The 25116-nt window shown below is 64.2% G+C and carries 29 protein-coding genes and 1 pseudogene; 10 read left to right on the forward strand and 20 right to left on the reverse strand.

The genetic code is table 11. From position 1 onward, the window contains the following. Positions 1–155 precede the first annotated feature (155 nt). The 3 genes and pseudogenes from Q7U29_RS20120 to Q7U29_RS20130 form a co-directional block, all read right to left on the reverse strand. Positions 156–617 (reverse strand): annotated as a pseudogene (locus tag Q7U29_RS20120) (secondary thiamine-phosphate synthase enzyme YjbQ); the annotation flags it as partial. 157 nt (positions 618–774) lie between these two features. Beyond that, positions 775–1359 (reverse strand): hypothetical protein, encoded by a 585-nt coding sequence (locus Q7U29_RS20125; RefSeq protein WP_304744230.1) that lies wholly within the window; start codon positions 1357–1359, stop codon positions 775–777. A 68-nt stretch (positions 1360–1427) separates the two neighbouring features. Continuing rightward, positions 1428–2051: a 2-hydroxychromene-2-carboxylate isomerase gene (locus Q7U29_RS20130; protein WP_304744232.1), complete on the reverse strand. Its 624-nt coding sequence runs from the start codon at positions 2049–2051 to the stop codon at positions 1428–1430. Between the two features lie 282 nt (positions 2052–2333). Here Q7U29_RS20130 and Q7U29_RS20135 point away from each other — a divergent pair, with 282 nt between their 5' ends. The 5 genes from Q7U29_RS20135 to Q7U29_RS20155 all read left to right on the forward strand — a co-directional run bounded on the left by Q7U29_RS20135 (position 2334) and on the right by Q7U29_RS20155 (position 4901). Beyond that, positions 2334–2705 (forward strand): AtpZ/AtpI family protein, encoded by a 372-nt coding sequence (locus Q7U29_RS20135; RefSeq protein ID WP_304744233.1) that lies wholly within the window; start codon positions 2334–2336, stop codon positions 2703–2705. Positions 2706–2779: 74 nt separating this feature from the next. Continuing rightward, positions 2780–3526: a F0F1 ATP synthase subunit A gene (locus tag Q7U29_RS20140; protein WP_304744235.1), complete on the forward strand. Its 747-nt coding sequence runs from the start codon at positions 2780–2782 to the stop codon at positions 3524–3526. Positions 3527–3583: 57 nt separating this feature from the next. Beyond that, positions 3584–3811, forward strand: a complete 228-nt coding sequence (locus Q7U29_RS20145; protein WP_009796340.1) for a F0F1 ATP synthase subunit C — start codon at positions 3584–3586, stop codon at positions 3809–3811. A 65-nt stretch (positions 3812–3876) separates the two neighbouring features. Beyond that, positions 3877–4410, forward strand: a complete 534-nt coding sequence (locus tag Q7U29_RS20150; RefSeq protein ID WP_304744236.1) for a F0F1 ATP synthase subunit B' — start codon at positions 3877–3879, stop codon at positions 4408–4410. 5 nt (positions 4411–4415) lie between these two features. Next, positions 4416–4901, forward strand: a complete 486-nt coding sequence (locus Q7U29_RS20155) for an ATP F0F1 synthase subunit B (RefSeq protein WP_304744237.1) — start codon at positions 4416–4418, stop codon at positions 4899–4901. 216 nt (positions 4902–5117) lie between these two features. Here Q7U29_RS20155 and Q7U29_RS20160 read toward each other — a convergent pair whose 3' ends face one another. The 13 genes from Q7U29_RS20160 to coxB form a co-directional block, all read right to left on the reverse strand. Beyond that, complete coding sequence (locus Q7U29_RS20160) at positions 5118–5702, reverse strand: hypothetical protein (protein WP_370691796.1); 585 nt, start codon at positions 5700–5702, stop codon at positions 5118–5120. Positions 5703–5981: 279 nt separating this feature from the next. Continuing rightward, positions 5982–6569, reverse strand: coding sequence for a GNAT family N-acetyltransferase (locus Q7U29_RS20165; protein ID WP_304744239.1), 588 nt, complete (start codon positions 6567–6569; stop codon positions 5982–5984). A 189-nt stretch (positions 6570–6758) separates the two neighbouring features. Then, on the reverse strand, positions 6759–8048 hold the full coding sequence (locus tag Q7U29_RS20170) for a pitrilysin family protein (protein WP_304744240.1): 1290 nt from the start codon (positions 8046–8048) through the stop codon (positions 6759–6761). After that, on the reverse strand, positions 8045–9463 hold the full coding sequence (gene thrC, locus Q7U29_RS20175; protein WP_304744242.1) for a threonine synthase: 1419 nt from the start codon (positions 9461–9463) through the stop codon (positions 8045–8047). Before thrC ends, Q7U29_RS20170 begins: the two co-directional genes overlap by 4 nt. A 98-nt stretch (positions 9464–9561) precedes the next feature. Next, positions 9562–11385 carry a beta-(1-6) glucans synthase gene (locus Q7U29_RS20180; protein ID WP_304744243.1) on the reverse strand — a complete coding sequence of 608 codons (1824 nt, stop codon included), beginning with the start codon at positions 11383–11385 and terminating at the stop codon, positions 9562–9564. Between the two features lie 94 nt (positions 11386–11479). Next, complete coding sequence (locus Q7U29_RS20185; RefSeq protein ID WP_304744245.1) at positions 11480–12244, reverse strand: SURF1 family protein; 765 nt, start codon at positions 12242–12244, stop codon at positions 11480–11482. Then, positions 12241–12630 carry a DUF983 domain-containing protein gene (locus tag Q7U29_RS20190; protein WP_304744246.1) on the reverse strand — a complete coding sequence of 130 codons (390 nt, stop codon included), beginning with the start codon at positions 12628–12630 and terminating at the stop codon, positions 12241–12243. The genes Q7U29_RS20185 and Q7U29_RS20190 overlap by 4 nt, the downstream gene beginning before the upstream one ends. 239 nt (positions 12631–12869) lie before the next feature. After that, on the reverse strand, positions 12870–13724 hold the full coding sequence (locus tag Q7U29_RS20195) for a cytochrome c oxidase subunit 3 (RefSeq protein ID WP_304744248.1): 855 nt from the start codon (positions 13722–13724) through the stop codon (positions 12870–12872). Between the two features lie 90 nt (positions 13725–13814). Then, a complete protein-coding gene (locus Q7U29_RS20200) occupies positions 13815–14468 on the reverse strand; it encodes a cytochrome c oxidase assembly protein (protein ID WP_370691797.1) in 654 nt (217 codons plus the stop codon). Positions 14469–14504: 36 nt separating this feature from the next. Beyond that, on the reverse strand, positions 14505–14669 hold the full coding sequence (locus tag Q7U29_RS20205; RefSeq protein WP_304744252.1) for a CoxF protein: 165 nt from the start codon (positions 14667–14669) through the stop codon (positions 14505–14507). Positions 14670–14684: 15 nt separating this feature from the next. After that, positions 14685–15620, reverse strand: coding sequence for a heme o synthase (locus tag Q7U29_RS20210; protein ID WP_304744253.1), 936 nt, complete (start codon positions 15618–15620; stop codon positions 14685–14687). 57 nt (positions 15621–15677) lie between these two features. Then, positions 15678–17303: a cytochrome c oxidase subunit I gene (ctaD, locus tag Q7U29_RS20215; protein ID WP_304744255.1), complete on the reverse strand. Its 1626-nt coding sequence runs from the start codon at positions 17301–17303 to the stop codon at positions 15678–15680. A gap of 82 nt (positions 17304–17385) precedes the next feature. Next, positions 17386–18228, reverse strand: coding sequence for a cytochrome c oxidase subunit II (coxB, locus tag Q7U29_RS20220; protein ID WP_304744257.1), 843 nt, complete (start codon positions 18226–18228; stop codon positions 17386–17388). A gap of 493 nt (positions 18229–18721) precedes the next feature. Here coxB and Q7U29_RS20225 point away from each other — a divergent pair, with 493 nt between their 5' ends. Beyond that, positions 18722–19297, forward strand: coding sequence for an invasion associated locus B family protein (locus tag Q7U29_RS20225; protein WP_304744259.1), 576 nt, complete (start codon positions 18722–18724; stop codon positions 19295–19297). 30 nt (positions 19298–19327) lie between these two features. Here Q7U29_RS20225 and Q7U29_RS20230 read toward each other — a convergent pair whose 3' ends face one another. Genes Q7U29_RS20230 through Q7U29_RS20240 form a run of 3 tightly spaced genes read right to left on the reverse strand, consistent with a single transcriptional unit; the run spans position 19328 to position 20908 of the window. After that, on the reverse strand, positions 19328–19936 hold the full coding sequence (locus tag Q7U29_RS20230; protein WP_304744260.1) for a TlpA disulfide reductase family protein: 609 nt from the start codon (positions 19934–19936) through the stop codon (positions 19328–19330). Between the two features lie 50 nt (positions 19937–19986). Continuing rightward, positions 19987–20514 (reverse strand): DsrE family protein, encoded by a 528-nt coding sequence (locus Q7U29_RS20235; RefSeq protein ID WP_304744261.1) that lies wholly within the window; start codon positions 20512–20514, stop codon positions 19987–19989. Between the two features lies 1 nt (position 20515). After that, a complete protein-coding gene (locus Q7U29_RS20240; protein WP_304744263.1) occupies positions 20516–20908 on the reverse strand; it encodes a DoxX family protein in 393 nt (130 codons plus the stop codon). A 196-nt stretch (positions 20909–21104) separates the two neighbouring features. Between Q7U29_RS20240 and Q7U29_RS20245 the strand changes: the two genes are divergently transcribed. From Q7U29_RS20245 to Q7U29_RS20260, 4 genes are all read left to right on the forward strand, one after another. Next, positions 21105–21473, forward strand: a complete 369-nt coding sequence (locus Q7U29_RS20245; protein WP_370691798.1) for a winged helix-turn-helix transcriptional regulator — start codon at positions 21105–21107, stop codon at positions 21471–21473. Positions 21474–21553: 80 nt separating this feature from the next. Further along, entirely contained in the window at positions 21554–22993 is a 1440-nt protein-coding gene (gene tldD, locus Q7U29_RS20250) for a metalloprotease TldD (protein WP_304744267.1), read from the forward strand. Further along, the gene (gene lepB / locus Q7U29_RS20255; RefSeq protein ID WP_304744268.1) at positions 22993–23760 is read left to right on the forward strand and encodes a signal peptidase I; all 768 of its coding nucleotides are present in this window, start codon (positions 22993–22995) and stop codon (positions 23758–23760) included. The genes tldD and lepB overlap by 1 nt, the downstream gene beginning before the upstream one ends. 130 nt (positions 23761–23890) lie before the next feature. Then, positions 23891–24379 (forward strand): nucleotidyltransferase family protein, encoded by a 489-nt coding sequence (locus Q7U29_RS20260; protein WP_304744270.1) that lies wholly within the window; start codon positions 23891–23893, stop codon positions 24377–24379. A 130-nt stretch (positions 24380–24509) separates the two neighbouring features. Here Q7U29_RS20260 and Q7U29_RS20265 read toward each other — a convergent pair whose 3' ends face one another. After that, positions 24510–25067, reverse strand: coding sequence for a PAN domain-containing protein (locus tag Q7U29_RS20265; RefSeq protein ID WP_370691795.1), 558 nt, complete (start codon positions 25065–25067; stop codon positions 24510–24512). Positions 25068–25116 lie beyond the last annotated feature (49 nt).

The raw sequence follows: 25116 nt of genomic DNA on the forward strand, positions 1-25116 counted from the left end.
GGGGGGCGCTTCAGCAAACTCGCTGCGAGTCGTGTTTGCAAACTCATTGGCAGCGGTCCAGGCCGATAGACCCCCCACCCCCGTCCCCTCGCCCGGCCCCTCCCCACCGCTGCGCGGGCGGGGGGGAGACGGAGGGTGCGACCGCGCGAACTCGTGCTTCCGGCAAACTGCAGCACGACCTCGCGGCGGTGCGGCGCGCGGCGATGCTCGACCAAATAGATCGCCTGCCAGGTTCCCAGCGCGAGTTCGCCCTCGAGCACCGGCACCTGCAGCGAGGTCGCCGTCAGCATGGTCTTGATGTGCGCCGGCATGTCGTCGGGGCCTTCGGTGTCGTGGCTCCATCCGGCGCCCTCGGGCGCGAGCCGGCCGAGCACCGTCATCAGATCTGTCAGCACCGAGGGATCGGCATTTTCCTGGATCGTCAGCGACGCCGAGGTATGGCGGATGAACAGCGTCACCGCGCCCTCCTGCGCGCCGGCGTCGTGGATGAATTTTTCGATCTCGGCGGTGAGATCGGTGAAGCCGGCGCCGCGCGTCTGCACCGTCAGCAGCGAGGACACGATGGCGGTCACGGTGACCGTCGACGGCGCGGAGCGGGAAATGGATTTGGGTGGCACGAATATCTCCAGACGTCGTCCCTGCGAAAGCAGGGACCCATAACCACCGATGTTGGTTATTAAGAAAAGCGTCGACATACATTGTGCAACGTCGAGAGGCCGCGGCGTATGGGTCCCCGCGTTCGCGGGGACGACGTGGAAAGAGCGTGCAGGACGCTCAAATCCGGCCGGAAACGTCCTTCTGCACCCGGTTGGCCATCTCGATCAGCCGCTTCCACGCCCGCTCCAGGAACGACATCATACGGTCCATGTCGCGGTCGCTCGGCAGCGGAATCTCGATCTTGCGCTCGCCCTCGGCTACCTTCGGATCGGGCTTTTTCAGCGAGTCGGTTTTGGGCAAGCTGTCCTTGGGCAATGTCTCCTTGGGCAAGGCCTCGTCGATCTTGCCGGTGACGACGGCTTCGCGCGCCGCCAATTCAGCCTTCAGTCTGTCATTGTCGGCCTGCAGCCGGCCGATTTCCGCATCCAGCGCCGCGCGTTCGTCGGGCACGGCATAGCAGGCCCAGCCCGCGCCGCTGTTGCTGCAGGTCGAAACCGCGCCGGTCCTGGTATCCAGCCGGATCACGCCGTTGCCGACCGTCGACATGGAATAGCGGCCCTTCTCGCCGTCCGGCATCGATTGCGCGACGGCGGCGCCGGTTCCGCCAAAGGAAGCGGCGAGGCCAAGAATCACCGCGCTGGCTGCGATTGCTGTGGAGAACTTCCAGGACAATTTCGCTGTGCTCGACGTCGCTGTGCTCATGGGATCGCTCCGCTGGGATCGCACCGCCTCAAACCGGACAGGCTGTCCCCGTCCCGGGCGCTACCAGCCTACACCTGCGACCTATAGGGCGCGCGGCCGGATTTCAACGCGTCGGCAAGCAATTCGATCCGGTCCTGCCCCCAGAATACCTCGCCATCGAGCACATAGGCCGGCGATCCGAACACATCGGCCGCCAGCGCATCCTGGCGGTTTTGCTCATAGACCGCGCTGATCTCATCGGACCCCGAACGCGCCACCAATTGCCCGCCGGGAAGCCCGGAATCGTCGGCCAGCCTGATCAAGGTGGCCGGATCGGCCAGATTGAGCTGGTCTTCCCACACCGCAGCATATGCCCGCCGCAGATACGGACCCGGATCGTGGCCGGCCTCGATGGCCGCAATCACCACGCCATCGGCGAGCCGTGCGTTGAACGGCCAGTTCGCCGGCTGCAGGTTGAAAGTGAGGCCGCGCTTGTCGCGCCAGCGCTGCAGTTCAAGCATCCGATAGCGCTGCCGCACCGGATGGCGCTTCATCAGCGGCAGGCCGCCAGTCTCCGAGAACAGGTCGACCAGCACCACCGGCTTGTGATTTACCTCGAGATCGTAGGTACTTGCGACCTCCCGGAATAATTCATGGCCGATGTAGGCCCACGGGGAGAGCAGCGAAAAATAGTAGTCGATCTGACGCGGCATGCGGTCTCCAGGTGAATCCACAGGTGGCAATGACAGTCGGAATCATCCCAACAGACCCGCCGATACCGCGCAAGATCGCCCATTGAGACGGTCAGCTATTGCAGTGCGGCGAGGGCTCGGCCGCCGATCCCGCTGCGGTTGAATAAATCGAGAGAAATCAATGCACTAACTGGTTACGACGCAATCTTGACTTGGTTAGGTGCGGTCAGTATGGTCCGCGCGGCTTTTGAGGGTGACGGGGCGTAATTTCCATCCACCGCAGGTTCGTTTGGGCTCCACAGCATGGCTGAAGGCACGAACGGCGAGCGGAATGGAAGTGGCGATAAATCGTCCGACGAAGCCGCGCTTTCCGCAAGGCTCGGAAGTCTGGATCAGCGGTTGTCCGAAGTCAGGGACAGCCGCAAAATCGGGACTGACCCGTCCGGAACTGAGCAGGCTCAGGCCAGGGCATCCGCCATGGCCATGGGGCTTCGGCTCTCCTCCGAACTGGTTGCCGGTGTTCTTGTCGGAGCGGGTCTCGGCTGGGGTTTCGATCGCCTGCTGTCGACTTCGCCCTGGGGCCTCATCGTGTTCCTGCTGCTTGGCTTTACCGCCGGCGTGATGAATGTGATGCGAACCGCGGGCGTGATGGCGAAGCAGTCCGAACGGCTCTGACGCTGGCATCGCGAAGCGCCACCGAACGTCCGACGCGATCCCCGAGATCGCGAAACCGATAGACTGAGAGACGCATGGCCGCCGATCCAATTCACCAGTTCGAGATCACCAAGCTCTTCACCCTCGGTCACATCGGCGGACACGAAATCGCGTTCACCAATTCGTCGGCCTACATGTTCCTGTCGGTGGCGGTGATCTCCGTGCTGATGCTCGGCACCGGCCGGCAGCTGATCCCGGGCCGCATGCAGTCGGTGGCCGAACTGAGCTACGAATTCGTGGCCAGTACGATCAGAAGCACCGCCGGCTCGGAAGGCATGAAGTTCTTCCCGCTGATTTTCTCGCTGTTCATGTTCATCATGATCTCGAACTTCATCGGCATCATTCCCTACACCTTCACCGTTTCCAGCCATCTGATCGTCACCGTCGCGCTGGCGCTGGTCGTGTTCTTCACCGTGCTGTTCTACGGCATCTACAAGAACGGCCTGAAATTCTTCAAGATCTTCGTGCCTTCGGGCGTTCCGATCGCGATCCTGCCGCTGGTGATGTTCATCGAGGTGCTGTCGTTCTTCCTGCGGCCGGTATCGCATTCGGTGCGACTTTTCGCCAACATGCTGGCAGGCCACATCGCGCTGAAAGTGTTCGCGAGCTTCATCGGCATGCTCGGAGCCCTCGGCTTCCTCGGCTGGGCCGGCGCCGTGTTGCCGCTCGGCCTGACCATGGCGCTGACCGCGCTCGAGCTTCTGGTCGCGTTCCTTCAGGCCTACGTCTTCGCCATCCTCACCTGCATCTATCTCAACGATGCTCTCCATCCGGGCCACTGATCCGGCCCTCACTGGCAAACCTGCCGCTCTAGCAAAACTCAAGAAGGAGTTCGTTTCATGGATCCGATCGCTGCAAAGTACATTGGCGCTGGTATTGCCTGCATTGGCATGGGTGGCGCGGGCGCCGGCGTGGGCATCATCTTCGGCAACTATCTTGCCGCTGCGGTGCGCAATCCCTCGGCAGCCCAGGGCCAGTTCGGCAACCTGATTTTCGGCTTCGCCGTGACCGAAGCGCTCGGCATTTTCTCGCTGCTGATCGCGCTGTTGCTGCTGTTCGCTCTCTGATCCCATACCGATCTGGCCGGTGAGGTCCCGAACCGGGACCTCGATCGTCCAACGAGGAGAAGCCCGTGGCTACGACGGCTCATACCGCGGCAGATGGCGGCCACAAGGCTCCGTTTCCGCCGTTCCAGAAGGACACCTTTGCTTCGCAACTGGTGTCGCTGCTGGTCGCGTTCGTTGCACTTTACCTGATCGTCTCGCGTATCGCCCTGCCGCGCGTCGGCAAGACGATCGAGGACCGTCAGGCTGCGATCGAGGGCGATCTGGCTGCGGCGCAGAAGCTGAAGGACGAGTCCGACAACGCCCTGAAAGCCTATGAGAGCGAGCTGGCCGCGGCCCGTTCGCGCGCACAGGCGATCGGCGCCGAGACCCGCGAAAAGCTGAACGCGGCATCGGAAGCCGAGCGCAAGGCGCTGGAAGACAAGTTGTCGGTCAGGCTCGCCGAGGCTGAAAAAACCATCGCGTCGACGCGCGAGACCGCGATGAGCAATGTCCGCGGCATCGCCGCCGAAGCAGCCTCCGCGATCGTGCAGCGGCTGACCGGCGTGGTGCCCGACGGCAAGGCCGTGAGTTCGGCCGTTGATGCGTCGCTGAAGGGATAGTGACGATGTTCTACCAAGCGGAATTCTGGGTCGCCGTCGCCTTCGTTCTCCTGATGGCGGTGTTCGCCTATTTCGGCATCCATCGCACCGTACTGAAGGCGCTCGATCATCGCAGCGAGCGCATCAAGGCAGAGCTCGACGAAGCTCGACGGCTCAAGGACGAGGCTGCCAAGCTGCTGGCGGAATACAAGGCCCGTCACGCCAAGGCGGAAGCCGAGGCGCAGGACATCATCGCCTCCGCCAAGGCCGAAGCCGAGCGCATCGCCTCCGAAGCCAAGACCAAGCTGGAAGATTTCGTCGCCCGGCGCACCAAGACCGCCGAGGGCAAGATCGCGCTCGCCGAAGCCCAGGCCCTCGCCGACGTTCGCGCGGCGGCAGCCAACGCCGCGGTGACGGCGGCTTCCGCCATCCTGTCGCAATCGGTGCAAGGCTCGGTCGCCGACGACCTGCTCATCAAGGGCATCGCCGAGGTCAAGGCCAAGCTGAACTGACGCGTTTCAATTCGTTGACAAAAGCCGGCGCGAGATCATCGCGCCGGCTTTTTTGTTCGGTTGTCGTCAACCGCAAATATCTATTGATGTCGTCGCCCGCGAAAGCGGGCGATCCAGTACGCCGCGGTTTCTCGGCTCTATTGCTGACGTCTCTGGATACCGGGTCGCCCGGTCAAGCCGGGCGATGACAACCGAGTGCATTTTCTGCAGCTAAAATTACTTCTTCTTCGGCTTCGCCTTCGGTTCCGGCTTCAGCGCCTGCGGATCGAAGCCGATGTAGAAGATGTAGGAATCGCCGACCGCTCCCGGCGGCGCGGGATAGGCCAGGTCTTCGGCGACCAGCGTGAACGGCACGCTGCCGTCCTCCGACATCGTCACCGAGGTCCGGTACGCCTTGGTGGCGATGGTTTTTTCCTGCACGCCGGACTGCACCACCGCCACCCGCATCGGGATATCGACGGTGGCGGGAGCGCCGGCGGGGCCGGCGATGACGCGGCCCTGAATGCCGATCCGTGCGGTGATCTCGCCGCCCGTGTAGCTGCACTCGCGCGCGGTCCGCGTGATCGTCACCTGGAACCGCAGATCGTTGCCGACCGGCTGCTTGCCGGGGGCTGCCACCTGATAGGTGGAGGCTCCGGCGCGAATGCTGACCGGGGGACAGGACAGTCCATCAGGGGCTTGATCCGCGGCAGGTGGGGCGCCCGGCGCGGGAGCCTCCTCCGACTTGCCGCCGAACAGGCCCTTGAAGCGATCGGTGATCGACTGCGCCGATGCCGGCGAAGCCAGCATGCCCGAGCCCATGGCCAATGAAATCACGGCCAACAGCGCGACCCGGCGAGATTTGCCCGGCCGCGCGGCCGTCCTGATCACAGGTTTAACCTCCATGCGATGTCCCCGGTAACTTGCGTGTTCTGAATATCGTCCCCTGCAGCGTCGGTTTGGAACCGACGCTCCAGTCTTTATTTCGACGCGTTTTCTTGACGCGAACCGGCGTCCACTTCGCTCGAAAACGCTCTGGCCCGCCTTATAGCAGGGCAATGGCGGCGAACCAAAGGCGTCCGAAACGCTGATAGAATGGGGTCAGCCGCGAAAATCCTCATGCAGCAGCCCGAACAGCAGGTGGTCCTGCCAGACGCCGTTGATGCAGAGATAGCGTCGCGCCAGCCCCTCGCGGGCGAAGCCGCATTTCTCCAGCACGCGGATCGAGGGCGAATTGGTCGGAATGCAGGCGGCCTCGATGCGGTGAAGGTTGAGTTCGCCGAACAGCGACGGCAGCAACACCCGCAGCGCCGCCGTCATGTAGCCGCGATGCGCATAGGGCTGCCCGACCCAGTATCCGATGGTGCCGGCCTGCACGATGCCGCGGCGGACATTCGCCAGCGTCACGCCGCCGATCATGGCGCCGTCGGATTCCCGGAACACGATGAAGGGATAGGACCGGTCGGCGGCGATGTCCTCGGCATAGCGGCGCAGCCTGCGCCGGAAGCCCGAGCGGGTCAGGTCGTCGGACGGCCAGATCGGTTCCCATGGCGTGAGATACCCCCGGCTCGATTCGCGCAGCTGCGACCAGGCCAGGAAATCGGACATCTGCGGCGCGCGCAGCAACAGGCCGTGGCCACGCGGGGCGAGCGCCGCCGGTCCGCTGGATGGCAAACGAAACAGGGCCATGCTTCAAACTCCCCCTGCCCTAAGACTTGGAATCACACATCGGTATTGCTGCCCATCCTTCGAGACGCCCGGCTTCGCTGCGCGATGCCGAGCTCCTCAGGATGAGGTTTAAGCTGTTGAAACACAACAACCTCATGCTGAGGAGCGAGCGGCGCGAGCGTCTCGAAGCATGGGCAGCAAGCGACCCTCCTAATGCAGCAGTGACTTCGCCTTCGACCGGGTCAAACCTTCCGCGAAACTCACCGCCGTGTCCAGACCCCTGCCGCTGCCGAGCGCCACCACCGCCGGGCGGCTGCGCGACAACAGGGCGCGGGCGGCGTTGCGGGTCGATTCCACGCTGACCGCGTCGATCCGGGCTACCAGCTCTTCCACCGTCAATGGCCGCCCATAGGCCAGCACATGGCGCGCCAGTTGTTCGGCGCGCGCCGAGCAGCTTTCCAGCGCCATCAAGAGCCCCGCCTTCATCTGCGCCCTGGCGCGCGCCACCTCGGCTTCGGTCAGTGTCTCGACCGCGTCGTTGATGACGTCGACGATCACCTCCATCATTTCAGGCGCGTCACCGGGATCGGTGCCGGTATAGAGCCCGAAAAATCCGGTGTCGCTGTAGGGCGCATGGAAGGTGTAGATCGAGTAGCACAGCCCGCGTTTTTCCCGCACTTCCTGGAACAGCCGCGACGACATTCCGCCGCCGAGCGTGTTGGTGAAGACCTGCAGGGAGAACAGCGACAGGTCGGATTGCGGCACCCCCTCGAGCGCCAGCGTCAGATGCGCCTGCTCGAGGTCGCGATGCACCACGCGGGAACCGCCCTTGCCGAACATCGCCGCTTGCGGCTTCGGCGCCTGCGGTCCGTCGAAGCTGGCGAACCTGTGCGACACTTCTTCCACGACCCGCCGGTGATCGACCGCGCCGGCGGCTGCCACCACCATGTCGGGACCGCGGTAATGCGTCGACAGATAGCCTTGCAGCGTATCGCGATTGAAACCTTTCAGGGTCTTCGCCGTCCCCAGCAGCGAGCGGCCCATCGGCTGATCCGGGAAGCACAGCTCGTTGAGGTGTTCGAACACCACGTCGTCGGGGGTGTCCTGGGCCGCGCCGATCTCCTGCACGATGACGCTCTTTTCGCGCTCGAGCTCGTCCGGCACGAAGGACGGATTGGCCAGGATGTCACTGAGCACGTCGAGCGCCAGCGGCACGTCAGCCTTCATCACACGGGCATAATAGGCCGTGGTCTCGGTCGACGTGCCGGCATTGAGGTCGCCGCCGACCGCCTCGATCTCCTCGACGATCTCCCGCGACGAGCGTCGCGTGGTGCCCTTGAAGGCCATGTGCTCGAGCAGATGCGAGATGCCGTGCTCGTTGGGCTTTTCGTCGCGGCCGCCGACACCGGCCCACACCCCGAGCGCCGCCGTCTCCAGATGCGGCATGGAATCGGTGATCACGGTGAGGCCGGAGGGAAGCTTGGTGACATCGACGCTCATCCGGCAACTCCTTGCTTCGCGGCGCGGCTGACCGAGCGCACGAATCGTTCGACTTCGACCTGGTCGTTCTTCATGACCGTGATGTGTTCGGGTTTGCTCATCAAACCCTCGAGCCAGGCCGGCAGTTCCGGACGCACGCCGCACGCCGCCTCCACCGCATCGGGGAATTTCGCGGCATGCGCGGTCGACAGCACGATGTTGGGAATTTTCGAATCCGGGGTGTCGCGGTCCGCCACCGCCAGCGCCACCGCGGTATGCGGATCGACCAGATCGCCGGCCTCGCGCCAGGCGGCGCGGATGGCGGCGGCGGTTTCGGTCTCGTCGGCGCGGCCGGCGTCGAATTCGGCGCGGATCGCCGCCAGCGTCGCGTCGGGCAGCACGAAGCGTCCGGACTGTTTCAGCGACGCCATCAACCGGCGCACGCTGGCGGCATCGCGTCCGCCGGCCTCGAACAGCAGCCGCTCGAAATTCGAGGAGACCTGGATATCCATCGACGGCGAAGCCGAGGCGTGAACCTCGCGCACTTCATAGATGCCGGTCTTCAGCGTGCGCGGCAGGATGTCGTTGACGTTGGCGGCGATCCGCAGCCAGCGCACCGGCAGGCCCATTTTCTTGGCGACGTAGCCGGCGAAAATGTCGCCGAAATTCCCGGTCGGCACGGTGAAATCCACCGTGCGCGCGGGCGAGCCGAGCGCCACCGCCGAGGTGAAATAATACACCACCTGCGCCACGATCCGCGCCCAGTTGATGGAGTTGACGCCTGACAGCGCGACCTCATCGCGAAAGCCGTGATGATTGAACAGTCCCTTCACGATCGCCTGGCAATCGTCGAAATGGCCCTCGATGGCGAGCGCATGGACGTTCGAGGCGCCCGACGTCGTCATCATCCGCCGCTGCACGTCGGAGATCCGGCCATGCGGAAACAGCACGATCAGATCGACATGGTCGAGGCCGGCGAAGGCATCGACGGCCGCACCGCCGGTATCGCCCGAGGTCGCGACCACGATGGTGGTGCGCTGAGCGCGCTTGGCAAGCACGTGGTCCATCAGCCGCGAAATCAGCTGCATCGCGACGTCCTTGAACGCCAGCGTCGGGCCGTGAAACAGCTCCAGCATGAATTGATTGGGACCGGTCTGGTCGAGCGGAACCACGGCGGGATGGCGGAACGTGGCGTAGGCCTCATTGGCCATGCGGCCGAGATCGGCGTCGGAGATTTCGCCGCCGACGAACGGGCGAATCACCTCGACCGCGACTTCCCAATAAGGCCGGCCGAACAATCCGGCGATGGCTTCGGGCGACAATTGCGGCCAGGTCTCGGGCACGTAAAGGCCGCCGTCGCGGGCTAGCCCGGTCAGCATCACGTCGCAAAAACCCAGCGTGGGGGCCTCCCCCCGCGTCGAAATATACCGCGTCAAACCGCCCTCCAAAGGCTCAAGGCTATCGCCAAGCCTTTGATATCAGTGAATTATCTAACTTTGCCGGTGGCGAAGTCGCGCGGCACCATAAAGCGTTTTCAAGCGAAGTGGAAACCGGTTCTTTCACCCGGAGCGCGCGCCAGCCACAAGGCACTCCCAAGCGCAAGATATGCCGCGCACGTCCATAGCGATTGCCAGTTCTCGCGACCTTCGTTGAACGCGATACAGGCCGCCGACATGCCGAACAGCACGCAGAATACGGCTTCGGCCAGGGGAGGCGAACCCGCCATCTGCCGCCGGTCGAAAGACCGGAGGATCAGATAGGGCAGCACAGCCATGGTCAGCGGTGCAAAGGGAAAATCGCGGTAACGCGGGTCGAACACCAGACCGAGGGCGGTCTCGCAGGCAGCCAGGGTCGTCAGCGTCAGGGCGGCTCCCAGAGCCAACGACAATCCGGGAAGGCGTCGATCGCCTCGCACTCCCATGACCTCCGAAAACGTCGGCGGCGCCACGCCTGTCATCAGCGCGATGGCGCAAAGCAGCGGCCCGCCGGTCGCCACGGCAAGCAGCACGCCGCACCTGATCGATCCGGCGATTCCGAAGCCCTGCAGCAAGGTTCTCTCGATCGCCATTCCCAGCAATACCCCGCTGACCGACGCGACAAGGGCAATTGCGAACCAGGTCGCCGGCCGCGATTGCCCGCGGGTTTGCCGACCGGCGCCATATGCGACGGCAAATATCAGCAGGCAGAACGCGATCCCGCCGGCCATCTGGATTTCCCAGAACGGGTGATTGCGAACCGGAACGCCCGCGGGATATTTCAGCGCCCGCGCTTCGGAATCGAACAGGCCCCAATGCCTGCCGACGGTCCCTTCCCATTTGGCTTTCCACGGCTGGTCATAGGCCTCGATCAAATTGACCCGAAAGTTCTGCTGCGCCGCCAGCGCGAGAATATTGGAAATGACACGCACCTGATTGGCCGGCGAGGGCAATGCGCCTTCGCGCATTCGCCCCGCACTTGGCCAGCCGACCTCACCAACGAAGATTTCCTTGTCCGGAAACGCGGCAGCAATCCGCTGCCGCATCGACCCGACATGCGCGGCCGCTCGCACGGCGCTTATCGGCAGATCATCCCAATACGGCAGAACGTGAACCGTAACGAAATCGACTGCAGCGGAAACCTCATGCGAACGCAGCCACACATCCCAGACATCGGCATAGGTAACAGGCACCTTGACGCGTGCCTTTACCGAGCGAACGATACCGGCGAGATCCGACGCCGTCATTTCCCGGCGTAACAGCACCTCATTGCCGACGATCACGGCGCTGACCACATCGGCATAGTCATTGGCCAATGCAATGGCGGTCTCGATCTGCTGGAGATTTTCACTGGGCCGCGTACCGATCCATATGCCCAAAAGCAGCTTCAGCCCGGCTCGCCGCGCCATCGCGGGAACCTGATCCAGTCCGTTGCCGGTCGAATAGGTACGGACGCAGTCGCTGATCCCGGCGAGTTGATCGAGATCTTCAGCGATCTGGCGCGCACCGATCATGAGCCCCGGCGTCAGCGGATTCTGACTATCCCTGAAGGGAGCGTAAGAGACGCAGTGGAGCTTTCCGGACCCGAAGTGCGGCGCATCCGCGGCCGGGGCGCCCAGCCATAGCCACGTCCCCGCAATGATGGCCAACGATAGCAAGAGAAGCGCCGGCGGGAAGCAATACGGCAGCCAATCATGCGGCGAGGACCGCTCGGGCGTGAGCGCGATCGGCGGAAGCCCTTCGATGGCGCCGGCTGCCGTTACCCCATCGCGCTCGAACTGTGACATGCCGCCGTCACTCACGAGAATCCGCCGCTCAATTTCCGCGAGCAACCCTGGATTAATCGATCCAAAGGCATTTTGGCATGACGTGCAAGGCTGCACACCGTTGCGATCGCCCTTTCCGTAAGGAAACGACTTGGCGCTTGAGGGCCGCTGCGTGTTTTCCGGCGGGAGAAGGTCAGGATTGCAGACCTATTCACGCTCGCCTTTGCGCGCGCCACCACACGACAAACGCGACCAGCACCACGCCCGCGAGGCCGAACCAGGTGACGGCATATTGCAGATGGTTATCCTTGAGGCGAACCGTGAGCGGGCCGGGTTTCGGGATGCCGCTGGCAGGCACCGGCGCCTCCAGGTCGATGTAGAACGGCGCGACCGGCTTGCCGCCCTCGCCCCAGCCGAGCGTGCGTGCCATCGCCAGATGATCCCGGGTGAACCACAGCCGTTTTGCCGTATTCTCCGCCGGCGTCAGGGAGCCGGCAGTTTCGGGAAAACGGAGGTAGCCGGTCAACGTCACCGGCTGCGTCGTGATCAGTCGCGTGACTGCGCGATCCTGCTGGGCGCGGTCCTGCATCGTGTTCTGCACGAAGCCGGTGTTGATCACGACGGTCTCGCCGGAGGCAAGCGTCGCCGGCAGGAACGCCCAGGTGCCGGGACCGGTCACGTCATCGCGTACCGCCGAGCCGGAACTGTAGACCATCGCATCCGGACGCGGCTGATAGGTCGCCGAGAAACGGATGCGGCGGAATTCGTCGCGCTCTGGCGTTAGCGCACTCCAATCCGCGGCCTGCGGCAGCGCTCCGGGGACGCCTGCGAGACGCTCGGTCAGGGCCGCGATCAACGCATGCTTCTCGGCCCGGCGCTGCAACTGCCACAGCCCGAGACCGATACACAGCGCCAGCATCGCAAGCGAGAAAATGCCGAAGCCGGCGACACCGCGGCGTCGTTGCACCGCGGTCATTTCGGCTCGCGATCGATCAGCCGGCCGGGTGCCGCCTTGTGGTGGAACTGCAGCGCGATCAAGAGCGACTTCATCGAACGCATCGGCAGCAACGTGGTCGCGAGAATCAGCGGCAGCCAAAGGGCGGCATGCAGCCAGAACGGCGGCTGGTACTTGATCTCCACGATCAGGGCCGATCCGACCACGATGGCGCCGGCGATCATGATCAGGAAAATTGCAGGTCCGTCGCCGGTATCGATGAAAGCATAGTCGAGCCCGCAGGACTCGCATCGGGGCCTCAGGTTGAGAAAGCCGGCATACAATTTGCCCTTGCCGCAGCGCGGACATTTGCAGGCGAGGCCGCGCATCGCGCTCTGCGCCACCGTCGGTAAGGTCTCGTCGGTCATGCATTCTTCCATAGTGAGCGGGCTCGTGTCCCGGACGCGGCCCAGCGACTTTCAGGCTGCGCCGCAGCGCCGGGACCCACCTCGCGTGCAAAAGGATGGGCCCCGGCTCAGCAGCGCATCACCATAGTGCGTCGAAGACGCGCGTAAACGCGCTCATGGTGCTGCGCAGCGTCCGGGGCACGGCACCAACGAAAAGGGGCGGCCCTGCAGCCGCCCCCTTGTAGCACAGTAGTGTCAGATCAGTGCGCGCCGTGCGCCCCAGGTGCGCCACCGAACCAGACATAGATGCAGATGAACAGGAACAACCACACCACGTCGACGAAATGCCAGTACCAGGCGGCGAATTCGAAGCCGAGGTGCTGGGTCGGCGTGAAGTGCCCGGCATAGGCGCGGAGCAGGCAGACCAGCAGGAAGATGGTGCCGACCAGCACGTGGAAACCGTGGAACCCGGTCGCCATGAAGAAGGTGGCGCCGTAGATGTTGCCCTTGAACGCGAACGCAGCGTGGGCATATTCATAGGCCTGCACGCAGGTGAAAGCGACGCCGAGCAGCACGGTGAGGATCAGGCCCCATTTCAGGCCCTGGCGGTCATTCTCCAGCAGCGCGTGATGCGCCCAGGTCACCGTGGTGCCCGAGGTCAGCAGGATCAGCGTGTTCAACAACGGCAGATGCCAGGGATCGAAGGTCTCGATGCCCTTCGGCGGCCAGACGCCGCCGAACAGCGCCTCGCGGGCGGCATGAACCGTATCGCCGGGGAACAGCGCCGAATTGAAGAAAGCCCAGAACCAGGCGACGAAGAACATCACTTCGGAGGCGATGAACAGGATCATGCCGTAGCGATGGCTGATCTGCACCACGCGGGTGTGATCGCCCTTGTGCTGGGCCTCGCGGATCACGTCCGTCCACCAGGCCGCCATGGTGTAGAGCACGCCAATGGTGCCGATGCCGAAAATGATCGGCGCGGCGGCGAACATGTGATGCATCCAGGCGACCGCGCCGACGGCCATGATGAAGGCCGAGATGGAACCGACGATCGGCCACGGGGAGGGATCGACGAGGTGGTAGTCGTGATGCTTGACGTGCGCCGTAGCCATTGCGGTCTCTCCGTTAGCGGTGCCGTGCTATTCGGCACGTATTCGTCTCAAAAATCAAATCCCATCCCTGAATCCCGGGAAATCCGGCGGTCAGAGATTGCCCTTGCGTTTGTCCGGCTCGCTCGCCGCCAGCGGCTTCGGTGCCGGTTCCCGCATGGGGTAGAAGGTGTAGGATAGCGTAATGGTGTTCAGCCCGTCGTTCTCGCTGTCCGCGGCCAACGCCGGATCGACATAGAACACGACAGGCATCTGGCGCTTTTCGCCCGGCGCCATGCTCTGATCAGTGAAGCAGAAGCAGTTGATCTTCTGAAAATACGCCCCAACCGTCAGCGGCGCCACATTATAGGCGGCCTGCCCGGTGGTCTCCCGCGCCGACTGGTTGGTCACGTTGTAAAACACCGTGAAGACCTCGCCGATGCGGACCTCGATTTCGGTCTGCTCCGGCTCGAACTTCCATGGCAGCCCCGGTCCGACATTGGCATCGAAGCGCACCGCGATCTTGCGCGCCAGCGGCGCACCTGACGGTGCCGAGGTCGCGACCTGGGTGGTGCCGTTGAAGCCGGTGGCGCGGCAGAACCAGTTGTAGAACGGCACCGCCGCGTAGGACGCGCCGACCATCAGCACCACGACGAAGCCGCAGATCGAAGCCACCGCCGCATCGCGGCCAAGCCCACGCAGCGCAAAACGGCCGCGCAGCCCGCGGCGTGCGGCAGCTTTCTGGCTTGCGGTCGGCGGTTGCGGCATCGTCGGCTGGCGCTCCATGTCGATCACATCATCCCGTCACATCGGCCGCAGCATCACAGCCGGTCCCTTGACCATGGTGACGGCGAAAAACAGCACGACCAGGACGCCGAGCGCCAGCGCGATGGCGATCGAACGCTCGCGGCGGCTTTTCTTCTGCGCCTCGGTGAGGACGATTCCGTCAGGCTTTGCTTTTTTGTCCATTCGCTCATGCGCCCCCTACCAGATCGAAGGAGCGACGGCATGGACGACGACCTCGAGCAGCAAGGTCGCGAACAGCACGAACAGGTAAACGATCGAGAAGGCGAACAGCTTTCGCGTCGCGCGCAGCGCCTGGCTGCCGGTGCGAAGCCGGTAGACGTTGACCGCCAGCGCCAGCATGCCGGCGCCGAGCACCAGCGAGGTCACGCCGTAGACGGCGTCGAAATAGCCGAGCGGCCATGGCGCCACCGCGACCGCGACCAGCACCACCGTGTAAAGCAGGATCTGCAGCCTCGTCGCATCGGGACCGGCGACCACCGGCAGCATCGGCACGCCGGCGCGGGCGTAGTCGTCGCTGCGGAACAGCGCCAGCGCCCAGAAATGCGGCGGGGTCCAGAAGAAGATGATCAGGAACAGCAGCACCGGCTCCATCGACAGCGACCCGGTCGCCGCCGCCCACGCCACCACCGGAGGCAGCGCGCCGGCGGCGCCGCCGATCACGATGTTCTGCGCGGTCCAGCGCTTCAGCATCATGGTGTAGACCACGACGTAGAAGAAGATGGTGAAAGCCAGCAGCCCGCCGGCCAGCCAGTTGACGAGGACGCCGAGCGTCATCACCGAGAAGAACGCCAGGATCAGGCCGAAGGCGAGCGCTTCCGGACGCGTGACCCGGCCGCGCGGAATCGGCCGGTTGACGGTGCGCGACATCAGCGCGTCGATATCGCTCTCGTACCACATGTTCAGCGCGCCCGAGGCGCCGGCGCCGACCGCGATGCAGAGGATCGAAGTGAAGGCCAGCACCGGGTGGACATGACCGGGCGCGATCACGAGCCCGACCAGCGCCGTGAAAATCACCAGCGACATTACCCGCGGCTTCAAGAGCGCGATGTAGTCGGCAACACTGGCCTCCGAGATGCGAGGCAGTTCGATGGCGTTGTGGTCGATAACCGACAAGACAGGTCTTTCTTCCGTTTAAGGGCGCGGCGCAAACGATGCGCCGCGCATTTTCGACTACTGCACGCGCGGCAGCACTTCGAACTGATGGAACGGCGGCGGCGACGGCAGCGTCCATTCCAGCGTGGTGGCGCCAACGCCCCACGGATTGTCTGCGGCCTTTTCCTTCTTCACGAACGCCAGGATGACGCCGTAGATGAAGATCAGCACGCCGAAGCCGGAGAGGTAGGAGCCGAGCGAGGACACCAGGTTCCAGCCGGCGAAGGCGTCGGGATAGTCGATGTAGCGGCGCGGCATGCCGGACAGGCCGAGGAAATGCTGCGGGAAGAACACCAGGTTGACGCCGACGAAGGTGACCCAGAAGTGCAGCTTGCCGATGAACTCCGAATACATGTAGCCGGACATTTTCGGGAACCAGTAGTACCAGCCCGCGAAGATGCCGAACACGGCGCCGAGCGACAGCACGTAGTGGAAGTGCGCCACCACGTAATAGGTATCCTGCAGCACCCGGTCGACGCCGGCATTGGCCAGCACCACGCCGGTGACGCCGCCGACCGTGAACAGGAAGATGAAGCCGATCGCCCAGATCATCGGCGTCTTGAACTCGATCGAGCCGCCCCACATCGTGGCGATCCAGGAGAAGATCTTCACGCCGGTCGGCACCGCGATCACCATGGTGGCGGCGACGAAATAGGCCTGCGTCGCCGACGACATGCCGACGGTGTACATGTGGTGCGCCCACACCACGAAGCCGATGCCGCCGATCGCGACCATCGCATAGGCCATGCCGAGATAGCCGAACACCGGCTTCTTGGCGAAGGTCGAGACGATCTGGCTGATCATGCCGAACGCCGGCAGGATCAGGATGTAGACTTCGGGGTGGCCGAAGAACCAGAACAGATGCTGGAACAGCACCGGATCGCCGCCGCCGTCGGCGGAGAAGAAGGTGGTGCCGAAATTGCGGTCGGTGAGCAGCATGGTGATGGCGCCGGCCAGCACGGGCAGCGACAGCAGCAGCAGGAACACGGTGACCAGGATCGACCACACGAACAGCGGCATCTTGTGCAGGGTCATGCCCGGCGCGCGCATGTTGAAGATGGTGGTGATGAAGTTGATGGCGCCGAGGATCGAGGAGGCGCCGGCCAGATGGATCGACAGGATGGCGAAATCGACCGCCGGTCCCGGATGGCCAGAGGTCGACAGCGGCGCGTAGATGGTCCAGCCCGCGCCGACACCGTTGGCGCCCGGCTCACCCTCGACGAAGGTCGACATCAGAAGCAGCGCGAACGAGGCCGGCAGCAGCCAGAACGAGATGTTGTTCATGCGCGGGAACGCCATGTCGGGCGCGCCGATCATCAGCGGCACGAACCAGTTGCCGAAGCCGCCGATCATCGCCGGCATCACCATGAAGAAGATCATGATCAGGCCGTGCGAGGTCACGAACACGTTGTAGGTATGGCTCTCGTGGAACAGCTGCACGCCGGGATACATCAGCTCGACGCGGATCGCGATCGACATCGCGGCGCCGATCACGCCGGCGATGATGGCGAACACCAGGTACATCGTGCCGATGTCCTTGTGGTTGGTCGAATAGACGAAACGCCGCCAGCCGGTCGGATTGGCGTGCGCGTGATCGTCATGCGGGTGGGCGTGATCGTGATGAGCCGGTGTTGCTGTTGCCATTTTCAAATCCTGCCTTGCAGTCCCTGTCGGACCTCGCGGTCCCGTCGCCCTTGTCCCAGTGCCGCGCTTAAAGCCGTCAGGCTTACTGCGCGACTGCGCCTGCCGCCGCGGCGAACGAATTCGCCGGGTTGGTCGCAAACTTCTTCTTCGCGGTCTCAACCCAGGCCGCAAATTCCTGATCGCTCACCACCCGCACCGCGATCGGCATGAAGGCGTGGTCCTTGCCGCACAGTTCCGAGCACTGGCCGTAGAACCAGCCGGTCTTGGTGGCCTTGAACCAGGTCTCGTTGAGGCGGCCGGGGATGGAATCGATCTTGATGCCGAAGGACGGCACCGCGAAGGCGTGGATGACGTCGGCGCCGGTGGTCTGGATCCGGATCACCTTGTTGACCGGCACCACCATCTCGTTGTCGACGCCGAGCAGCCGGGGCTTCTTGTCCTGGGCCATCAGCGAATCGAATTCGAACTTGCCGTTATCGGGGTAGGCGTAGCTCCAGTACCACTGCTTGCCGGTCACCTTGACGGTGAGGTCGGCCTTGGGAATGTCGAGTTGCTGGAACAGCAGCCGGAACGACGGCACCGCGATGGCGACCAGGATCAGCACCGGAATCAGGGTCCAGGCGACTTCGATCAGGGTGTTGTGGGTGGTCTTGGAGGGGACCGGGTTGGCCTTGGCGTTGAACTTCAACACCACCATGATCAGCAGCGCCAGCACGAACAGCGTGATGATGGTGATGATCCAGACCAAAAGGGTATGGAACGAAGTGATCTTGTCCATCACCGGCGTGGCCGATTCCTGCAGGGTCCATTCCCAGGGCCTTGGCTGGCCCAATTCGGCGAAAGCCGCACCGCCGGCCGCCAGCGCAACGCCTGCCACCGCCAAACCCAGCAACCGTCGGCCAATCCGGCCCATCGACATCTTCATGCCGCTCGCGCTCCCATGATGAATTCCCAAAGCTAAATCCCCAAAGCATTCCGCCGGATGGCGGGAGATGCTGCACGATCCGTCCCCAGACAAACGGCCTTGGGAGGTACTGCCTGGAGTACCGGGGCCAGAAAGCTAGAACGCGTCGAAATCCAGCCTCTCAAACCATAATTCTCAGGCTCTCGCAATGCAGTAGTAAGGTATGGCACGGCGTGTCACCGGCTATTCGGCGCATGCCGGCTTTTCCCATGGAATCAGGCCACAGTCCCATTGCGGCGGGCCGATCGCGCTTGACAGCCGGATTGCCCGATGTAGGCACAGACAGGGTGATCCCGAGGCGCCTGATTCGCCTGGGGAGCACCCATTCGGGCGTAAGGCCCGGGAATATCGCCTTCAAGGCGCCGTCATTTGCCGTATCAGTCCAAGGCCAGTCGAAGGCCAGTCCAATGCTCGGACCGGCCCAGCCTGAGGAATATTAGAGGAATCGACCCTGATGGGGCGTTCGACACACCGGGCGACAAGCGTGGGCCAGGGCGGCCAGGGTTGGGCCGCCGGTTTGGGTCGGCTCAAGGCCGCCAGCCTGGCTGTGGCGAGTCTCGCCGCCGCGCTCTCATTGGGCCTGACCGGCGCCGCCTACGCGCAAGGCGCGGTGCGCTCGGTGCATGGCGACTGGCAGATCCGCTGCGACAACCCGCCTGGCGCCCAGGGCGAGCAATGCGCCCTGATCCAGAGCGTGGTGGCGGAAGACCGCTCCAATGCCGGCCTCACCGTGATCGTGCTGAAAACCGCCGACCAGAAGAGCAAGCTGATGCGGGTGGTAGCGCCGCTCGGCGTGCTCTTGCCCTCCGGGCTCGGCCTGAAGCTCGACAATCAGGACGTCGGCCGCGCCGGTTTTGTCCGCTGCCTGCCCAATGGCTGCGTGGCGGAAGTCGTGATGGACGACAAGCTGCTCGGGCAGCTGCGCACTGCGAAGACGGCGACGTTCATTATCTTCGAGACCCCGGAAGAGGGAATCGGGTTTCCGCTGAGCCTGAACGGCATCGGCGAGGGGTATGACAAGCTGCCGTGAGGGCTTGGCCCGCAGTCCGGCGCGCCTCCCTCACGCGCGCTGGCTGGCGTAATAATCGAATAGTCGGCGCGCTTCGATCGAGAGCCAGTCCGCTTCACCCGTCATGTAGCCCTCGACCTGCCCGGTGACACCGAGCAGGAAGGAGATCGGCATGCCGTAAAGCGCGAATGGCGTGTCGAGGCCGTCGTTGGTCCCGGCACGCGCCACCAGCCCGCCGGGATCGAAGCCGATCGTGAGTCGGCGAAGCTTCAGCTGCTTGACGTAGGGCGCGACCACGGACCGCTCGCGGTCGGTGGCGATGGCGACCACCGCGAGGTCGCCGCGGCGGCTGGCCTCGAGTCGATCCAGGATCGGCAGCTCGATACGGCAGGCCGCGCACCAGGTCGCCCAGAAATTGACCAGCACCACCCTGCCGCGGAACGAAGCCAGATCGAGCACGCCGCCGCCGAGGCGCGGGATCGCTACCGACGGGATCGGCCGCGCGCCGCGAACCAGCGTGAACTGATGCCTGGCCGTTACAAATGGCGGCGGCCCGGCAGCGACGGCGCGACCCGGCAAGGCCGGGATCGCGAGCGCGGCGGCCGCGCCCGTGATGCCGGCGACAAGGCTGCGCCGGGTCGGGCTATGAGACGACGTCATGCCGGATGCTCCATGGTGCAGGCCTGAATCCAAATCTTCTGAATCCACGATCACGACCGGATGTAGGACCAGCCGGCTTCCTGCAATTCGATGATGCGCCCGGGGCCGCTCGGCACGATCTCGACGCCGCCGATCAGCGTGACCGGACGCCCCTCCTGCCGCTCCATGCCGAGCTTGGTGGCGTCGCAGACCACGAAGCGGATGTTGGCATTGACCGACTTCAGCACCCGCAGCAGGTCCTTCACCGGTGAGGTATCGGCGCGCAACATGTGAACGCCGGCATTGTAGGCGACGACTTCGATCGTGAACGCCTCGTTCCGCTCCTGGTAGTATTTTGGCAGGTTGAGCGAGGTCGAGATCAGCGCCCGCATCGTGGTGGGATCATCGGTGTTGATCGGCAGCACCAGCCGATGCGCAGCGGCCTTTGCAGTAGCCTTTTCAGTTGCTTTGGCCTCCGGCTTTGCGGGAGCCGCCTGCGATCCCGTCAGCAACAGGGTCACGGCCAGCGGCACCGCGAAGGCCAGCATCAGTCCTGCGGCAACGGTCCATTCACGGTGGGAAAAGCGCAACGCGGCCACCTCACAATATTCTGGCAAGCGACGCGAGCTGGCCGCGCTTCACATAGGCAACGATGGCGCTCGGTGCCAGCAGCACCAGCGCCGGCACCGCGGTGCCGCCGATCACGAACAGGTGGGCGATGGTCGCGCCGATCATGATGCCGATCAGCAGCAAGGCGCCGAACGCCGCGAGCGACGGCGTCAGGATCAAGAACGCCCCCAGCACTTCCAGCGCGCCGGTCAGATAGCGGAACCACTGCCCGAGCCCGATATGCTCGAATTCCTGCACCATCATCGGTACGCCATAGAGCTTGGCGCCGCCCGCGCCCACAAAAGCAAGCGCGAGCAATCCCCTGATGACCCAGAGACCGACCGTGGGCCAGCGCGATGGCGTCGATGTGGCAGCAAGTGACATGGATAACATTGGTTCGAACGGTTTTGCGACCCGCGGCAGACGGCAAGTCCGTGCAGAACCCGCGAAGGCTTTCGATACGCAAAATTCGGGAGTAAGATGAAAAACACAAGTAGGATGGTTTTCCTGAGGTAGTATGAAAAAGAAGACTATTGAGAAAAACGCCGAGATTTCCGCGTCCGAGCCGTGCGATGGCCTGATGCCGCAATTCCATCGCGCGCTCGGGGTGCTGGCCGGGAAATGGAAGGGCGAGATTCTCTGGCAGCTGGTTCAGCGCAAGCACCGCTTCGGTGAATTGCGCCAGTCGATCCCCGGCGTCACCCAGCACATGCTGACGACGCAGTTGCGCGATCTCGAAGCCAACGGACTCGTCAAGCGCACCGTCTATCCCGAAGTGCCCCCGCGCGTGGAATACGAGATCACACCATCAGCCCAGGCGCTGAAGCCGATGTTCGATGAGTTGTTCAAATGGTCGCAGGAGTATGGGTTTCCGGCGGCGGCTCCGCCCAAGGCCTCCCCCCGCGGCGAAAACGAGCACCCGAAGCCGCCACGCCAAAACCACCCTTGATTTCTAGAGTTGGCTGACCGGCTAGCCCTGCCGCCTCGCCATACCTATCTTTGACCGAACCAGTGATCCCCGGAGCTTCGATGAGCACACCCGCCAGCAGCCTATCCCCCACAACCTCCCTGCTCGACCGCGCCAATCTCGACCGCGATGCCGTCCGCCATCAGGTGGCCCGCGGGCTGGAGGGGGCGGACGACGGCGAGTTGTTCCTGGAATACAGCCAGTCCGAAGCGCTGATGTTCGACAATGGGCGGCTGAAGCAGGCCACCTACGACACCGCGCAGGGGTTTGGACTGCGCGCGGTCAAGGATGACGCGGTCGGCTATGCGCATTCCTCCGATGTCTCGCTGCCGGCGCTGATCCGCGCCGCGGATGCGGTCAATGCGGTGCGGGGCGGCTATAGCGGGAAACTGGCGGCGGCGCCGGGGCATACCAATGTGCGGCTCTATGGCGACGAGAATCCGCTGGATGCGCCGGGTTTTGAATCGAAGATAAAACTGCTGGCCGAGATCGACGCCTACGTGCGCGACAAGGATCCGCGGGTGCGGCAGGTGACGGTCAGCCTGATGGCGACCTGGCAGGTGGTGGAAATTTTGCGGCCCGACGGCGAGAGCTATCGCGACATCCGCCCGCTGGTGCGCGTCAATGTTTCCGTGGTGGCCGGCCAGGGCGACCGGCAGGAAAGCGGCAGCAAGGGCTATGGCGGCCGCGAGCCTTACGCCCGCTTCATCGAGACCAAGGCGTGGCGCGAGGCCGCCGACGGCGCGATCCGCGAGGCCATGGTCAATCTGGAATCGGTGCCGGCGCCGGCCGGCGAAATGGACGTGGTGCTCGGCGCCGGCTGGCCCGGCGTGATGCTGCATGAAGCGGTCGGCCACGGCCTCGAAGGCGATTTCAACCGCAAGCAGACCTCGGCCTTCGCCGGCCTGATGGGCCAGCAGGTCGCGGCCAAAGGCGTCACCGTGGTTGATGACGGCACCATGGCGTCGCGGCGTGGTTCTCTTTCCATCGACGACGAGGGCACGCCGACCAACCGCACCGTGCTGATCGAGGACGGCATTCTGGTCGGCTACATGCAGGATCGCCAGAACGCCCGGCTGATGAACATGAAGCCGACCGGCAACGGCCGCCGCCAGGGCTATGCCCATGTGCCGATGCCGCGCATGACCAACACCTACATGCTGGCGGGTAGCCGCGACCCCGCCGAAATCCTCGCCTCGGTGAAGAACGGCATCTACGCCGCCAATTTCGGCGGCGGCCAGGTCGACATCACCTCGGGCAAATATGTGTTCCAGTGCACCGAGGCCTACAAGATCGAGAACGGCAAGATCGGCGCGCCCTTGAAGGGCGCCATGCTGATCGGCAACGGTCCCACGGATCTGCATCGCATCACCATGGTTGGCAACGATCTGGCGCTCGATACCGGGATCGGCACCTGCGGCAAGAACGGCCAGGGCGTGCCGGTCGGCGTCGGCCAGCCGACGCTGCGGATGGAAAAGATCACGGTCGGAGGAACCGGCTAGTGAGCATCGACAAGGAAGCCACGCCGCCGAAGGCGAGCAGCTGGCGCGGCCAGGCCGTGCAACTCGCGGCCATCGTGGCCGTCGTGTTCGTCGCCAAGGGCGCGATCGCCGAGCCATTCTACATTCCGTCGGGATCGATGGAGCCGACGCTGCTGATCGGCGACGCGCTGCTGGCCTCGAAATATCCCTACGGCTACGGCACCTCGTCGCTGCCGATCCAGATCAACCTGCCCGAGACCGGGCGGGTGTTCGGGGGCACGCCGAAGCGCGGCGACGTCGTCGTGTTCCGCTGGCCGGGCGACCGCTCGCAGGCCTGGGTCAAGCGCGTCGTCGGCCTCCCCGGCGACCGCATCCAGATGCGGCAGGGCCAGCTCTTCATCAACAATCGCGCCGCCGCGCTGAAGCCTGACGGAACAGGACAATCCGAGGACGATGCCGGCGGCGGGCCGGCCCAGCGCTTCATCGAGACGCTGCCTGATGGCGTCACCCACGCGATCTTCAAGATGCGCGACAATGGCCGGCTCGACAACACGCCGGAAGTGATCGTGCCGCCGGACCGGCTGTTCGTGCTCGGCGATAACCGCGACAACTCCGCCGACAGCCGCGTCGCCGTGCGCGACGGCGGCGTCGGGCTGTTGCCGATGGACAATCTGGTCGGCCGCGCCGACGCCGTGGTCGGATCCTGGGACCTCGGCATCCGCGGCCAGCCGGTCTGGACCTGGCTATCCGGCTTCCGCGTCGCGCGGTTTTTCACCGCGGTGCATTGAGAGAAATGCCTCATGGTGAGGAGGCGCTTCTTCAGCGCCGTCTCGAACCATGAGACCCACATCATCTCATCCTTCGAGACGCGGCGAAGACGCCGCTCCTCAGGATGAGGACTGATCGTGTTGCGCACCGATGAACCAATCCGAATTCCTCGCTTTGGCCCTTCGCAATCCCGTCAATGCGGCGATAACGGATGAATTGTTCCGGCTCGCTTTGCCGGATGCGTGGCTCGTCTCGGGATGCCTGGTGCAGACCGTGTGGAACGGGTTGACGAACCGCGCGCTCGACTACGGCATCAACGATTACGACGTGTTCTATTTCGATCCCGACATCTCGTGGCAGGCCGAGGATGCCGTGATCCGGCAGTTGCAGAACGCGTTCGCCGGGCTCGGTGTCACGGTCGAGGTGCGCAACCAGGCTCGCGTCCATCTCTGGTATCCGCAAAAGCATGGCCTGCCCTACCCTCCGCTGCGGTGCTCGACCGAAGGCATCGATCGCTTCCTGACCAGGACTACCAAGGTCGGAATCCGTCGCACGCAAGACGGTTACGACGTCTATGCGGTGAAGGCGGCGCGCTGGAAGAAATTGTGGCCGGAGCTCACGGTGCTGCCGGCAGATTGAATTAGCTGTCGTCCCTGCGAACGCAGGGACCCATACCGCGTGATCCATCGATTAAATAAGTTGTTCGACGACTTTTCGCAGCCCCGACTGCCTGTGGTTATGGGTCCCTGCGTTCGCAGGGACGACAGTGCTACCGCACCACGCCCGAGGTAAACCCGGCCTTGCGGCGCGGCGGCTTGATGTCGTTTTTCAGGAAGCAGCGCGCGGCCTTGCCGGCATAGCCCGGGCGGGCATAGGTCCAGGCGCGGCACTTGTTGTCGGCGGTGCAGGCCGCCTTGCACTCGTCGTCGCCTTCGCCGCCGCCCTTCAAATCGAAATTGCGGTAGTCGCCGCCGAACCGGTCGATCGAGGTTTCGATCTTGTCGTTCCTCGGCTCGACCACGCCGGCGCCGCGCACGCCGGAAACGCAGCAATTGTCCGGAGTGCGCGCCGGCACCGTGCTCTTCAGCCAGCACACCGCGCCGCCGTAGACATCGGTCGGATAGCTGAACGTCCATGACCGGCAGCGCCGGTCGCGCTCACACAGCAGGGCGCAATCCGCCGGATCGCCCGATGGAACCGGCGAGCGCAGATAGTCGCCGCCCGGACGATCGAAATTGGCCTGGGCCTGGGCGGGTCGGGTGGCCGTGGTGAACGCCAGCATGGCAAATACCACCAAACACGCCCTGAGCAGGCGGCCTTTCCACATACCCTGTCGCTTTCGACTGATTGGACTTTAACCCGCGGTTCGCGGGCCG

The sequence above is a fragment of the Bradyrhizobium sp. genome (genome assembly GCF_030654605.1).
In the GTDB taxonomy this organism is placed as follows: domain Bacteria; phylum Pseudomonadota; class Alphaproteobacteria; order Rhizobiales; family Xanthobacteraceae; genus Bradyrhizobium.